General features: G+C 71.3%; 17 protein-coding genes. 10 read left to right on the top strand and 7 right to left on the bottom strand.

The window, feature by feature from the left end; genetic code table 11:
* Positions 1-30 precede the first annotated feature (30 nt).
* Both SM450_RS24320 and SM450_RS24315 read right to left on the bottom strand, forming a co-directional pair.
* Positions 31-852 (bottom strand): DUF1206 domain-containing protein, encoded by an 822-nt coding sequence (locus tag SM450_RS24320; RefSeq protein ID WP_474622088.1) that lies wholly within the window; start codon positions 850-852, stop codon positions 31-33.
* Between the two features lie 71 nt (positions 853-923).
* Entirely contained in the window at positions 924-1289 is a 366-nt protein-coding gene (locus SM450_RS24315; protein ID WP_474622087.1) for a hypothetical protein, read from the bottom strand.
* Between the two features lie 59 nt (positions 1290-1348).
* On the opposite strand from SM450_RS24315, the gene SM450_RS24310 reads away from it, so the two are divergent.
* Positions 1349-2575 (top strand): cysteine desulfurase-like protein, encoded by a 1227-nt coding sequence (locus SM450_RS24310; RefSeq protein ID WP_474622086.1) that lies wholly within the window; start codon positions 1349-1351, stop codon positions 2573-2575.
* Complete coding sequence (locus SM450_RS24305; protein ID WP_281583802.1) at positions 2572-2859, top strand: GNAT family N-acetyltransferase; 288 nt, start codon at positions 2572-2574, stop codon at positions 2857-2859. Before SM450_RS24310 ends, SM450_RS24305 begins: the two co-directional genes overlap by 4 nt.
* A gap of 46 nt (positions 2860-2905) precedes the next feature.
* Here SM450_RS24305 and SM450_RS24300 read toward each other — a convergent pair whose 3' ends face one another.
* Positions 2906-4405, bottom strand: a complete 1500-nt coding sequence (locus SM450_RS24300; RefSeq protein ID WP_474622085.1) for a glycoside hydrolase family 3 protein — start codon at positions 4403-4405, stop codon at positions 2906-2908.
* Positions 4406-4545: 140 nt separating this feature from the next.
* Here SM450_RS24300 and SM450_RS24295 point away from each other — a divergent pair, with 140 nt between their 5' ends.
* Positions 4546-4668 (top strand): hypothetical protein, encoded by a 123-nt coding sequence (locus SM450_RS24295; protein ID WP_474622084.1) that lies wholly within the window; start codon positions 4546-4548, stop codon positions 4666-4668.
* 23 nt (positions 4669-4691) lie between these two features.
* Here the strand turns inward: SM450_RS24295 and SM450_RS24290 are convergent, their stop codons facing one another.
* The 3 genes from SM450_RS24290 to SM450_RS24280 form a co-directional block, all read right to left on the bottom strand.
* Positions 4692-5330, bottom strand: a complete 639-nt coding sequence (locus SM450_RS24290; protein ID WP_474622083.1) for a TetR/AcrR family transcriptional regulator — start codon at positions 5328-5330, stop codon at positions 4692-4694.
* Between the two features lie 80 nt (positions 5331-5410).
* Positions 5411-6985: a methyltransferase domain-containing protein gene (locus tag SM450_RS24285; RefSeq protein WP_474622082.1), complete on the bottom strand. Its 1575-nt coding sequence runs from the start codon at positions 6983-6985 to the stop codon at positions 5411-5413.
* Positions 6978-7433 (bottom strand): hypothetical protein, encoded by a 456-nt coding sequence (locus SM450_RS24280; protein WP_474622081.1) that lies wholly within the window; start codon positions 7431-7433, stop codon positions 6978-6980. Before SM450_RS24280 ends, SM450_RS24285 begins: the two co-directional genes overlap by 8 nt.
* 530 nt (positions 7434-7963) lie before the next feature.
* Between SM450_RS24280 and SM450_RS24275 the strand changes: the two genes are divergently transcribed.
* The 7 genes from SM450_RS24275 to SM450_RS24245 all read left to right on the top strand — a co-directional run bounded on the left by SM450_RS24275 (position 7964) and on the right by SM450_RS24245 (position 13051).
* Entirely contained in the window at positions 7964-8605 is a 642-nt protein-coding gene (locus tag SM450_RS24275) for a hypothetical protein (RefSeq protein ID WP_474622080.1), read from the top strand.
* Positions 8606-8790: 185 nt separating this feature from the next.
* Positions 8791-9213, top strand: coding sequence for a DUF6188 family protein (locus SM450_RS24270; RefSeq protein WP_474622079.1), 423 nt, complete (start codon positions 8791-8793; stop codon positions 9211-9213).
* A 477-nt stretch (positions 9214-9690) separates the two neighbouring features.
* Positions 9691-9969 carry a pilin gene (locus SM450_RS24265; protein ID WP_474622078.1) on the top strand — a complete coding sequence of 93 codons (279 nt, stop codon included), beginning with the start codon at positions 9691-9693 and terminating at the stop codon, positions 9967-9969.
* Positions 9970-9983: 14 nt separating this feature from the next.
* On the top strand, positions 9984-11036 hold the full coding sequence (locus SM450_RS24260) for a conjugal transfer protein TrbL family protein (protein ID WP_474622077.1): 1053 nt from the start codon (positions 9984-9986) through the stop codon (positions 11034-11036).
* Positions 10990-11535 (top strand): DUF4240 domain-containing protein, encoded by a 546-nt coding sequence (locus SM450_RS24255; protein WP_474622076.1) that lies wholly within the window; start codon positions 10990-10992, stop codon positions 11533-11535. Before SM450_RS24260 ends, SM450_RS24255 begins: the two co-directional genes overlap by 47 nt.
* Before the next feature lie 62 nt (positions 11536-11597).
* Entirely contained in the window at positions 11598-12407 is an 810-nt protein-coding gene (locus SM450_RS24250) for a DUF5984 family protein (protein WP_474622075.1), read from the top strand.
* A gap of 191 nt (positions 12408-12598) precedes the next feature.
* Positions 12599-13051: a hypothetical protein gene (locus SM450_RS24245; RefSeq protein ID WP_474622074.1), complete on the top strand. Its 453-nt coding sequence runs from the start codon at positions 12599-12601 to the stop codon at positions 13049-13051.
* Between the two features lie 326 nt (positions 13052-13377).
* On the opposite strand, the gene SM450_RS24240 is transcribed toward SM450_RS24245, so the two are convergent.
* Entirely contained in the window at positions 13378-13701 is a 324-nt protein-coding gene (locus SM450_RS24240; protein WP_474622073.1) for an integrase core domain-containing protein, read from the bottom strand.
* Positions 13702-13772 lie beyond the last annotated feature (71 nt).

Genomic DNA, 13772 nt, shown 5'->3' with positions numbered 1-13772 from the left:
TGCCCGGCGGTCCGGATATCGACCAGGCTCTCAGACCTTGCGGTAGCGGGACTGGAAGAAGCAGTAGACGCCGAACGCGGCGATCCCGAGCGCCATCAGCGCCAGCAGCCACGGGCCGTACGCCTGGTCGCGCAACGTCCGCAGGGCGGCGTCCAGGCCGCGCGCCTTCTCCGGGTCGTACTTCACGGCCGCGACCACGATGAGCAGGCCGGCGATGGCGAACACCGCGCCCCGGGCGGCGTACCCGGCCATGCCGAGACGACGGGTGAGCTGGTGCGTCTTGCGGCTCATCTCGCCGGTCTTGAGGTTGCGCTCGAACTTCTTCTTCAGGCCGTAGATCACCATGCCCACGCCGACCGCGGCGAGCACCAGCCCGGCCAGGCCGACCAGCCACCGGCCGCCGTCGGAGGCCATCAGCTTCTCCGTGAGCTGCTGCTGCTGGTTCGAGGAGTTGGCGCTGGCGTCCCGGACGACCTTGATCGCGGTCCAGCCCAACCAGACGAAGACGATCACGCGGACGACCGAGGCGATCCGCTCGAAGGTCCGCTCCTTGCCGGACTTCGACTGGTGGCCGACAAGCGCCTCGCTGGCCTGCCAGATCGCCATGGCGAAGAGGCCGACGGCGATCGCGACCAGGACGAACTTGCCGAGCGGCTGCTCGCCGAGCGTACGCAGGGCACCGTTCTGGTTGCCCTCCTCCCCGGACTTGCCGAAGGCGATCTGCAACGCCAGCCAGGCGAGGAGGAGGTGCACGATTCCATAGCCGATGAAACCGGCGCGGGTCAGCAGTTCGAGCCACCGGCTGTTCTTGGCCCGGGAGGCGGTGGCTCCGGCGTTTCGGGTGACAGACATGCGCCCTCAATCTCCCGACGTGCGGTTTTCCAAACGTCACCGCCCGCCGGCGGACGCCCCGTCGAAAGGGATCAGCCGTTGGGGTTGCGGGCCACCCGGAGCACGACCTGCTGGTCGGTGACGTCGTCCAGGCTGACCTGGAAGCCGCCGACCTCGGTGGCCTGCTGGCCGACGGTGAGCGAGAGCTGCTCGCCGGCCACCTCGACGGTGACCTGGTCGCCCTGCGCGCCGACCAGCTTCGCCTCGACGCCGAGGATGGTGGCGCTGGCCTCCACCCCGCGGTCGAAGGTGATGGTGCAGGCGTCCAGGCCGCAGTCGGTGTCGGCGCCGTTCGAGCTGCATCCGGCGAGCAGCGCGGCGCCGAGGGCGAGACCGGCGAGCATCCCGGCGGCGCGTCGGGCGGGGGTCGGAGCGAGGGTGGCTCGTCGGTTCGTCACCTCCCCAAGGGTACGGCGCACCGGCCACCGCCCCCTTCCGTGCGCGCTAGGGTGCGGGAATGGCTTTTGATGTTGCCCGGGTGCGGGGCGGATACCCCGCGCTGGGCGAGGGTTTCGCGCACTTCGACGGCGCCGGTGGCACCCAGACCGCCGCCGGGGTGATCGAGGCGGTGGCCGACGCCATGCGTACCGCGACGGGCAACCGCAGCACCGCCTTCGCCCCCGGCCGGCGCGCGCTGGAGCTGGTCGCCGGCGCGCGGGCCGCGGTCGCCGACCTGCTCGGCGCGGACCCGGCGGGCGTGGTGCTGGGGCCGAGCGCCACCGCGCTCACCTACACGCTTGCCCGCACGCTCGGCGCGGGCTGGCGGCCGGGCGACGAGGTGGTGGTGTCGCGGCTGGACCACGACGCCAACGTCCGCCCCTGGGTGCAGGCCGCCGAGGCGGCCGGGGCGACCGTGCGCTGGGCCGAGTTCGACCGGGGCACCGGCGAGCTGCCCGCCGGCCAGTACGCCGACCTGGTCACCGCGCGCACCCGGCTGGTCGCGGTGACCGCCGGCAGCAACGCGATCGGCACCGCGCCGGACGTGGCGGCGATCGCCAAGACCGCGCACGCCGCCGGCGCGCTCGTCTGCGTGGACGGGGTGCACTCGGTGCCGCACGGCCCCACCGACCTGGCCTCACTCGGCGCGGACGTGCTCGTCACAAGCGCGTACAAGTGGTCCGGGCCGCATCTGGCGGCGATGGTCGCCGACCCGTCGTGGTGGTCGACGCTGCGCCCGGCGAAGCTGGTTCCCTCGGCCGACGGGGTCCCGGACCGCTTCGAGTACGGCACCCCGAGCTTCCCGCTGCTTGCCGGCGTGGCCGCCGCGGTGGACCACCTGGCCGGTCTCGACCCGGCCGCGTCCGGCGACCGCCGGGAGCGGGTACGCGCCGGCCTGGCCGCCGCCCAGGCGCACGAGGAGGCGGTCTTCGACCGGCTGCTCACCGGGCTGACGTCCCGGCCGTTCGTCACCGTCTACGGCGCACCGGCCCGGCGCTGCCCCACGGTGTCGTTCCGGGTGGCCGGCCAGGCTCCGGCCCGGACCGCCGCGGCGCTCGGCGAGGCGGGCTTCTGCCTCTCCTCCGGCGACTACTACGCCTATGAATACTTCCAGGCCATGGGCCTGCGCGACTCCGGCGGCGCGGTGCGGGCCAGCGTCTACCACTACAACACGGCTGACGAGGTGGACCGGCTGCTGGCCGAGGTCGACCGGCTGGCCGACGACGAGAGGACGATGGTCAGGTGAGCTTCCTGGTCGAGGAGAACCCCGCCAAGCACCGCTTCGAGATCCTGGTCGACGACGCGCTGGCCGGGTTCAGCGCGTACCTGCCGCGCGGCGAGGTGCTGGTCTTCACGCACACCGAGGTCGACGACCGCTACCAGGGGCAGGGCGTGGGCGCCGCGCTTGTCGGCGGCATGCTGGACCAGATCCGTGCCCGCGGCGGCCGGGTGGTGCCCCGGTGCCCGTTCGTCGCCGCGTTCGTCGAGCGCCACCCGGAGTACGCCGACCTCGTGGTCGACGCGCCCTGAGACCCGGCCCGGCCGGGGGACCTCCCCACCCGGCCGGGCCGGGAGTTCACCGGGTCCCGGCCAGCAGCTCGGCGGCGGCCCGCGCCGCCGCCGCGGTGGCGCCGTGGGTGGCCAGGTGCACCCGGCCGGTCGCCAGCTCGGGCACGCCCAGTTCGACCACCACCGCGTCCGGGCGGGCGGCGAGCGCCCGGGCCACCGCGTCCCGCATCCACCCGTGCCGGTGCAGGTCCCGCACGACGAGCACCAGCGGCCGGTCGGCCGGGCCGGTGGCCGGGTCGGCGGGGACGGCGTCGGCGGCGTACCGGGCGGTGGTGGTGCCGGGCGACAGGTGGGTCAGGGGCGCGGCGATGCCCCACGGCGTCTCCTCACCGATGGCGATGTTGCGGGGCGGCGCGAACTCGACCACGTGCGCCGGCCCGGCCAGCGGCAGCAGCCCGGCGTCGCCGGTGACCCGAACCGCCCGGCGGGCGGCGACCAGGCCGATGGGTGACTCGCCGGGAGACGCCGGGCCGGCGCTCCGGCGGGCGCGGGTGGCGACGCTCCACGCGGCGAGCTGACCGACCCGCTTGGCCGCCTCGGCCAGGCGTTCCTCGGGCAGTTCCCCGCTCACCACCGCGGCGACGATCGCGTCGCGCAGCTCGCGGGCGTCGGCCTCGGTGGCGCGCTCCCCGCCCACGCAGATGGCGTCGGCGCCGGCGGCGAGCGCGCGCACCGCCGCGCCGGTGAAGCCGTACCTGTCGGACACCGCGCGCATCTCCACCGCGTCGGTCACCACCACGCCGCCGAAGCCCAGTTCCTCGCGGAGCAGCCCGCCCAGGATGCGCGCGCTGAGCGTGGCCGGCAGGTCCTGGTCGAGGGCCGGCACCAGCAGGTGGCCGGTCATCACCGCCTGCGCCCCCGCGGCCACCGCGGCGCGGAACGGGGCCAGCTCCACCGCGTCGAGGCGGGCCCGGTCGCCGCCGATGCGGGGCAGGTCGTGGTGGGAGTCGACCCGGGTGTCACCGTGCCCGGGGAAGTGCTTGGCGCAGGCGGCGACGCCGCCGGCCTGGAGGCCGCGCACCCAGGCGGCGGTGTGGCGGGCCACGAGCTCCGGGTCGGCGCCGAAGGAGCGCACCCCGATGACCGGGTTGGCCGGGTTGGAGTTGACGTCGGCGTCCGGGGCGTAGTCGAGCGTGACGCCGACGGCGGCGAGTTCGGCGCCCAGGTCGCGGGCGACCTCCTCGGTCAGCGCCGGGTCGTCCACCGCGCCGAGGGCGAAGTTGCCGGGTCGGGAGCTGCCCCGGGCCGACTCGATCCGGGTGACGTCGCCGGCCTCCTCGTCGATGGCCACGATCACGTCCGGCCGCTCCGCCCGCAGGCTCGCGGTGAGTGTCGCGACCTGTTCGTGGTCGATGACGTTGCGGGCGAAGAGGACCACCGAGCCGAGCCCTTCGCCGAGCCAGCGGCAGACCCAGGGTGGTGGGACGGTGCCAACGAACCCGGGTTGCAGGACGGCGGCGGCGAGCGCCGCCAGGTCTCCGGTGGCTCCCATGTTCCGCTCGCTCATGTGCTGTCGTTCCCCCGTCTCCCCCACGGACCCGCCACGACCGACGGGTGCTCACATGGTCACACCGCGCAGCTAAATAGTCAACAATCCTTACTGTTAGCCGCTGGCGTCGCCGGCGCGGCCCGTGGGAGAGTTCAGCCATGTTCGCCCTGCCGCTCGCCGACGCCACGAGCGCCGCCGACATCCCCGGCGTACGCCTGCTCGGCCTGGTGGTCGGCGCCCTGTTCCTGCTGATCGCGATCCGGGCGATGTTCCGCCGCTGACGGCCCGGAACGCCGCGCGCCGCTCAGTCGGCGTCGGTCGCCGCCACCCCGCGCAGCAGCGTGTCGACAAGGGCGGTGACCAGCTCCTGGGCGGGGGCCCGCGACGCGTCGGCCGGGCCGATCAGGCGGCCGAGGACCAGGTCGTGACAGACGCCGACGAGCAGCGTCGCCGCCGCCTCCGGACTGGCCGTCGCCGCCACCCGGCCGAGTCGCTGCTCGGCCCGCAGATAGTCGGCGAACCCGGCCCGGACGCCGGGGTCGCCGGCCGGCAGCGCGGGCAGGCCGGCGAGCCGGGCCAGCAGCTTCGGCTGGGTGGTCAGCCCGGCGAGGGCGGGCAGGATCGCGGCGTGCAGGGCCAGCGCCCGGTCCAGCCAGGCCCGGACGTTGCCGGCCAGAGGGCCGTTCCCCGGCTGCGGGACGGCGTCGCCGAGCGCGACCTCGACCGCGCGCACGTGCGCGTGCAGCGCGTGGGCGAGCAGTTCCTCCTTGTCGGCGAAGTGGTTGTAGAGCACCCCGTCGGCGACGCCGGCCTCCCGGGCGATGTCGCGGACGGTCAGCCCGGCCGCCCCGCGACCCGCCATCAGGCGTACGGCGGCGGCGATCAGGTGCTCGCGCAGGCTCTGCTCACCGCCGCGCAGCGCGGCGGCTCTCCTCGGTGCCATCATCGCGATCCTAGGTGACCGCGCTGCCGGCGCCGGCCCCCCCGACCGCTGCCGGCGCCGGCAGCGGTCGCAGCCGGCCCTCAGCCGGGTCGCCGGGCGGTCACCAGCCAGGCCGCTAGGCGCAGCCGGACGCCGTGCGGGCTCTCGTACGGGCGCATGGCCGCCACCAGTTCGTCCCGGACCCGGTCGCCGACGGCCGGGTCCAGCGGCGCGAGCCGGTGCTGGACCGGCCCCCAGCCGGCCAGGAATCCGCCGGCCTCGGCGGCGTCCCGGCCCCAGGCGCCGGCCACCAGCCGGGGCGCGCAGTCGACGTCGACGAGCCCGGCGTCGGTGAGCACCGCGCGGGTCACCGCCGGGTCGGCGAGCGACAGCGGCCCGCCGTCGGCGGCGGGCTCGGCACCGGCCGGCGGCGGCAGCGCGGCGACGGGCGCGAGCGCCGCGCCGAGGTCACCGCGACGCCAGTCGTCCAGGCAGACGAAGGCCAGCCGCCCGCCGGGGCGCAGCGCCCGGGCCAGATTGGCGAAGGCGGCGACCGGGTCGGCGAAGAACATCACCCCGAACCGGCTCAGCACCACGTCGACGCCGCCGGGGATGAACGGGTACGCCTGGGCGTCGGCGCGGAGGAAGTCGACGTTCGACACCGCCTCGGCGACCGCCGCGGCCCGGGCGGCGGCAAGCATGGGCGCCGACAGGTCGACCCCGAGCGCCGTCCCGGTGGCGCTGCGGCCGGCGGCCAGGCGGGTGAGCTGGCCGGTGCCGCACCCGACGTCGAGCACCCGGTCACCGGGCGCGACGGCGGCGAGCAGCAGTTCGTTGAAGCCGCCGTTCACCGCGTCGTAGCGGCGGCGGTGTTCCGCCCAGTGCCGGCCCTCGTAACCGTTCCAAGCCGCCATCAGTGCGAACATGTTGGCCCGGTGCACGATCTGTCCGTCGTCGCGGACGGCGGCGAGCATCGCCGCGCACCGCTCCACGGCAGTCAACCCGACCGACCGGGCTGTGGTCAGTAGTTCGCCGGGTAGGTCGATCAGGTCGTCGCGTTCGCGGCGTACCGGCCGGCAGGTGATCACGACGGTCCCGCCGGGCCGTAGAAGGTGGTAGCTGGCGGCCAGGATCGAAGCGAACCCGTCGAGCAAGCGGGACCATCCCGCATACGCGAGGTTGCCGCTTTCCCGGTCCCCATAGTGGTGGTCCCGCTTGCGTATCCCGGTACTCGTTGTCCGCACGAGGCCGTGGGTCCCGCGCCCGTACGGCGGTGAGGTGAGCACGAGTCCCACCCGGCCGACCGCGGACGCGGGAACCAGGTCGAGCAGACCGGTGGCGTCCCCGGTGAGTACCGCCGCCGTGCCGGCCGCCCCCTTCGACGCGGCGAAGGCCCTGTTGGCCTCGGCCAATGCGGCGTAGCGGGGCTCGATGTCGATCCCGATGCCCTGCCGGCCGAGGTGCATGGCCTCGACCAGCGTGGTGCCCGCCCCGCACATGGGGTCGAACACCAGGTCACCCGGCTCGCTGTACGAGCTGATCGCGTGTGCGGCGAGATGAGGCAGCATCTTGGCCGGGTGGCTGGAAGTCTGTGGGACATAGCGGCCCCGCCGCTGGTCACGGGCGGGTATCTGGCAGGTCAGCCAGACCGAGGTGATCGGTAGGGCATCATTCATCGGCGCCGCCGGTGTGCACGCTTTTGGCCAGGAGCAGAACATCGGTGTGGATGTTCAGCTGCACCTGCTGGCCACGACGGGGCTGCCGGTCGGCCGCCACGATGTGTTGCAGGTACGCCAGTCCGGACCGCTTCGCGGCGATGACGACGTCGACCGGCAGGGTGACGTCTCCGTGTGGTAGCAGCACCGCCACGCAGCCGCCCGGCAGGAGGCTGGCGCGGCAGCGGCCGAAGAACTCGACCGGCTGGGTGTCAGGGACCGGCCAGCCGGTGACGATCAGCGTCGCCGGCTCGCGGCCCCAGCCGACCGTGCGGGCGACCTGAAGGTGACTGCGCCGGTGAGCCGCGATGACCGCGCGGGCCAGCTGCGGGCCCTCGGCCAGGTCGATGACCAGATCAGATGGGTGGGTGAGGTTGTGGACCAGCCGCACGCCCATCGCGTTGGACATGGTCTCACCCTGATCTGGGGCGGGGACCGGCCACAGGGTGATCGGCACGGGCAGGTCGCCGTGCACCACGTCCCCCACGGGGACCGGCGCGCGGCGATGGATTCTGTCGGTCATGGGATCGGTGGCCCCCGGACCGGCGGGCGTACTGACGATTCCCAGTGCGCCGGTGACAGGCCGATCGAACCCGCCCCCGCCCTGACAGGACCGGTCAGCCTGGTCCGTCTGACAGGCCGGTCAGCGGGCGCGTGGGCCGTCGGCGCGGCGGTGCACCTGACACGACCGGACACGACCTGTCTCGTTCTGACAACCGCTCGTGATGTCAGGTCGAGCTGTCCCAATCGGATGCCTCGGGGCCGTCGCATAGGGCGAAGGCCCCTGTCGAGGGGGACACCACCATGGCAACGACCACCCGCACGACAAGGGCCGGATCAGCGCTGGCCAGCGCCGAGACGGCGTTCGATCTACTGACCTGCGAGCCTGCACCGTTGGTGTTTGACGCCCGGCCTGTGCCGGGCCTGCCGGATGCGACGATGCCGCTGGACGCGCTGCGCAAACTGCTGGTGTACGAGCGCTACGACAGCGACACCACCGACGAGCTGTGGCGGCAGCTGGCCCGCCACGCCCGCGAGTGGGGACCGGCGTGGGTCGTCGGGGCGATCGGCGTGGCGCTGCCCGCGCTGACGCACCTCGCGGCCAAGATCAGCCGCGGCTACGCCCGGCACGCCGACGACGTGGACTCCGAAGTCCTGGCTGGTTTCCTGCACGCACTGCGCACGGCGGACCTGGCCCCGCCCCGGCTGTGGCTGCGGCTGTGCTGGGCGGCCTGGCGTGCAGGAGTCGCTGTCGTCAAAGCCGACGACGGCGAGGAGCTGCCGCTGGACCTGTCCACCGGCTCACGGTCACCGCAGATGCCTTACGGGCACCCGGACCTGCTGCTCGGCCGGGCGGTCGCCGCCGGCCTCATCCCCGCCGACGCCGCCGAGGTGATCAGCGCGACCCGCTTCGGTGACGCGCTGATCGAGCACCTGGCCGCCGAACGGGGCGTCACCGCGTCGGTCCTGCGGATGCGTCGCCGTCGCGCCGAGCGCGTGGTGGCCGCGGCCGTCACCCGAGGGGACCTTTCCGGCGCGGCCCGCTCGCCCAGCCGCCGGGAGGCCGCCGTGGCGGCCTGACCGCACCCAGCCCTTACCGGGACACGACCGCGCCAGGTTCGCCCTGGGGCGGTCGTTCGTGTGCACAGCCACGCGCCACTACGTCGAGGCGGTGTCCCTTCTCAGCCTGCGATTCAGCTGACGGACAAGCCAGACCGGAGGCAAACTGCCGTGACGCCACTATCGGAGGGTGGCAGACTGACCCGGTGACCGACCGGGCGCCGACCTTGACCGAGCGCGAAGACCGCTGGGTCCTGCCGTTTCGAGGCCTCACCGTCACACAGATCCAAGTCGACTTCGCGCTCGGCCTCAACCTCGATGACCGAGGCACGGTGAGGATCAACAACACCGCCACGTTGGCCTGGGTCAACATCGCCGACCGGCCTGACAAGGTCGAACTGGACCCCGAACGGCAGGACGTCGCCGCCGGTCTCGCACTGTTCAATACGGAAGTGAGGTCGGCAGTCGCGTTCAAGTCCGGAGCTCTGCGCATCGTCTTCGGCACCGGCCGCAAGCTCACGGTCGATCCCGATCCGCGCTATGAGGCATGGACCGCAACCGGGCCCAACGGCATGCTTTTCGTCAGCCTGCCGGGCGGCGACCTCGCCGTATGGCCCCCAAAGCCATGATCGGAACAGCTGCGGACAGCCACACAGTGATCTGAGTGTCGCGATCTGACACGCCCCCTACAGCATGACCAGCCGTGACCCTGACCTCAACCACCAGCCCGCCGGAGCAGCTGCGCTGAGAAACACACATTGGTCGGGGCAACAAATCAGGAAGCGGTGCAGGTCAACTGAGACAGGACAGGCGGTGGCGAAGCGTGCTGACTGGTGGTGACAGCACGTGACAGGTGCTCGCCGGGTTCGATCGGCCTGACAGCCGAGATCTGGGCGGTGCATGTCATCCACGGCATGCCCGCCCGGTGGGGGCCACTCCTTCCGGCGAGGCCCACGGTCCGGCACGGCTGGCGCGGCGTACTGACACCGCAACCCTTCGCTTACTGGCGAGGAGGAGCGCCCCCACCGGGCCACACCGGTCTTGCGCCTTGGTCCCCACCGCGGCGGCCCGCAGATTCCTTGTGGAGCGCTGCCATGCACACGACTATGTCAATTCTGTCCGATCTCGCCGCCGCGCCGCAGCCGATGGCGGCCAACAGCATCCCTCAGGTCATCGACGGCATCACCGGCTGGATCATGGGCATCATCGCGCTGGTCGCGACGATGTTCCTGGTCATCGGCGGCTTGCGCTACATGGCCGCCGGAGGTGACCCGGCGCAGGTCGAGCAGGCCAAGGGCAACTTCAAGTCCGCGCTGATCGGCTACGCCCTCGCAGTGCTGTCCCCGGTGGTCCTGCAGGTGCTGCAGGACATCATCGGCGGCTGAGGCGGCTACCGGTCATGGTCATCTGGCTGATGAACGGCCTGGTCAACTGGCTCGCCGAGAGGGTCGTCGACCTTCTCGGCGCGCTGTTGGCCTTCCTGACATCCTCGATCTTCCTGTCACCGGACGTCACCGTCCTGCCGCAGGTGCAGGCGATCGCCGCCAAGAGCGCGCTGGTCGTCAACGCCTGCTTCGTGCTCGCGATCATCGCCGCGGGCATCACCACGATGGTCGGTGACTCGGTCGAGACCCGCTACGGCATCAAGGAACTGATCCCGCGCCTCGTCGTCGGATTCGTCCTGTCCGCGTTCTCGGTCCCGCTGACAGCGACTGTCGTCGACATCGCCAACGCCCTGACGGTGTCGCTCGTCGGGGCGTCCGCGCCGACCACCGATGCGGTCAACTTCTCCACGGTTCGCATCCGCTCGGCGATGGCTGACGAGAGCGCCGCGCTCTTGGTCGCCGTCATCGGACTGCTCATCGTCGTGTTGATGTTCATGCTCGTCGGCAGTTGGCTTGTGCGGGTCGCAGTGCTGGTCATCCTGGCCGGGGTCGCGCCGGTGGCGCTGGCCTGCTACGCCACCCCGTGGACGCAGGGTGCCGCCGGCCTGTGGTGGCGCACCCTGCTGGGGTGTGTCGCCACGCCCACGCTGCAGGCGGTCGCGTTTACGGTCGGCATCAACCTGCTGATCGATCCGGAGCAGAACCTGCCGATCCTGCTCGGTCTGCCCGGGTCGGACACGTTGAACCTGATGCTCGTCATCGTCGTGCTCTGGGTCACGATCAAGATCCCCAGCATGATGCGCCGCTACATGCCGGGCCGGGGCTCGCCGAACATCGGCGGAATCGTGCTGCGCACGGTGATCATCCAGGGCCTCACCCGCAATCTGCCGCTCGCGCGCCGAGAGCGGCAGATGCGGATGCCCGATCTTGAATCACGTCGGCTCAGGCTCACCTGGCGGCCTTCGGAAGGCTCCGTGCGGCGACCTCCGACGCACAGGACCGGCGTGGTACGGTCTGGCAGTGGAGTGGGCGGTGTTCTGGCGCATCGTCGAAGGCGCCCGGGCTGAGGTGGGCGCCGACACCGAACGCGTCGCCCAGGTGCTCCTCCGCAGCCTTCACGCGTTGACTCCGGACGAAATCGAACAGTTTGAGGAACTCTGGTTCCAGGCACAGGACGAGCTCTACCGCTGGCCGATCCGGGACGCTGCGACACTCCTGTTGGGCCTCTTGGACGACGATGACTTTCTCTCGGTGCAGGACTGGATCCTGTCGCACGGGCGGCAAACCGTCCAGCGCGTCCAGGACGACCCTGACAGCCTTGTCGAGTTGGCACCCGACCGGCGCAACGCTCGGATCGACTGGTTCTGCGGCCTCCCGCTCGAGGCGCACATCGCCGCAACCGGGGCTCCGTTCGCTATAGACGGGCCTTCCGGATCAGACACACCCGTCGGAACTCCGGCCGACCTGACCGACGAGACCCGCACGCGGCAGCGATTTCCCAGACTCACGGCATACCTCGACAGCAATCCGTGGATCGAGCGCCCGTGGGAACGCGCGACCAGCTGACCGCCGCACGCACTCGACGGGGGCTTTCGATCGCCCGCCGGACGTTACCGGATACTGCCTTAATGATCAGGTTCCGGTTCGGGCTGCACCCACTGAACGAGGTGTCGCCGTGGGGCAGTGACCAGCCGAGGCTCCACTGGTTCGGGCTCACCGAGGGCTGGTACTGGCTCGAAGCAAGCGGGCAAGAGCTGCTGTGCCGCACCCGGGAAGTTCACCCGCACCCCTACATCGACTACTACCTGGCCCGGCTCTGGGAAGACGTCATTGCCCTTACACCTAAGGTGCTGGAGCCGGTGCCCGACGACCTGCAGCCATTCATTGCCTCCGGCCCCGCGCAGTGGACGTGTGACCCGCTCGAGTTCGTGACCGAACCGGATGACGAACGGATCGACGACGGGAACGCGGATGTGCCCGACCATCCGGTCGTCACGGCCGCGATCTGGCACGGCGAGCACCATCTGGACTTCGGTTACCTGCGCAATCCTCCCAAGCTCAGGCTCTGGCGTACCATCCGCGGCGATCGCGACGAGATCACCATGGATTGGCGGCACGAGGACGACGGCGAGCTCGGTTTCACCGCCGACCCCACAGTCCGGCTCAGCGTCCCGACCACCGCATACCTCGAGGCCGTGCACACCCTCAACCGCGAGCTGATGGACGCCATGGGGCAGCGGGTCGAGGAGTTGAAACGCCGCGGCGGGCTACCTGGCGTGGACCTTGACCTCGTCCATCTGCGGCGGGAACACGAAGACCGGCGGCATTGGCTCGCCAGGAACCTCGACCGCTGTCCGAAGACCGACTGGAACGTTGTCCGCCAAGGTGCCCGCCAGCTGCTCAGTGACGTTCAACGGGCCGACGCCCCAAACCGCTAGGCACTCCTTCGAGCACCTGACCGGGACAGCAACCGCTCATCGGCACGTCCGGACGGAGCTCAGGCCAGCTCGGCGGGACACTGGGTAGCGCACCTCGCGGCAGATGCGTGCACGAGGTTGGCCTCGACACAGCGTGAGGCCGTCCGTTCCTGAGATACGCCGTCGGCGCCGCAATGCCGGATGATCCCTGCGTGGAAATCACCCAACTGCTCCAGGCGGGAGTGACCAAACCGCACCCAGATCAGGCGGCCAGTGCCACCTGGCTGGCCATGGTGTACGCCAGCACCAGGGCAGTCGGCGGTGTGGTCACAACCTCGGTCGAGGAGCCGACGACCGGCCGAAACCACTACAGGGTCGGTGTGCGACTTCGTGACGGCAGGCCCTTGAGCATCCTCTTCAACGCTGCGGCATTCCTGGTCGCTGGAGCCGAACGACAAGATCCCCACATGGTCAACGCGGTGTTCGTTGACGTCCCCGGCGGTGAGATCTACCGCCGCGCAGCGCTGCGTCTCGCTACCACGGCAGAGCTAAATCAGCCGCTTGAAGACCGACACCTGCGTCTTCTTACCGGAGAAGAACGCCAGGATGTCGCCTACCACCAACCGAGTCGGCTCGGTGACCTGCTCTTCAACTGGTTCGACTGAGCTGCCCCTCCGCGCTGACCATGCGGCAGAAGCGGATGCCGGCATGTGTCGATGTCAGCACCGCGCAAGCCGAAACCGGCCCGTGGACGGTCCGCTAACTCTCCGGCGAGTCCCAAGGTGCAGTGATCGTGAAGCTGTGGTCGATCGCCCTCATCAAGGCGGTCCCTTGCCGGCCCAGGTCGGCCCGTTCAGCCCATCTGGCCAAGGCGTCCAGGAAGCCGATGAGGTCACGCTGCACGCCCATCAGTAGCTGCGGCAGCGCATGACGCGGGAGGTCGACTGGGCTTGACCCGATTCGACGGACGGGGTCGATGTGGTGATCTTATCTAGGCTGCCAGCCGTTGTGGCTGGGTGGTGCGGTGGGCGGTTTCGTAGGTGGCTGGGCTGAGGTAGCCCAGTGAGGAGTGTCGGCGGCGGGTGTTGTACCAGCCTTCGATGTACTCGAATATGGCTTGGCGGGCGGCGGTGTGGGTGGGCCACGGCTGTCGGTGCAGCAGCTCGGTTTTGATCGTGGCGAAGAACGACTCGGCGACCGCGTTGTCCCAGCATTGCCCGCGGCGGCTGGTGGACAGGCGGATGCCGTGCGTGGCGGCGAGGCGGGCGTGTTGGGCGCTGGTGTACTGACCGGTTTCAACCAGTCGTTGCAACACATTTGTCCTGAGTGGACGATAACAGATCGTTAAGGGCCTCGCCGGGCGTTCTCCACCCGAGTGCCTTGCGC

It is taken from the genome of Micromonospora marincola (genome assembly GCF_056150385.1).
The sequence above is the reverse complement of the archived record's forward strand: the minus strand, read 5'-3'. Positions and strand labels throughout refer to the sequence as shown.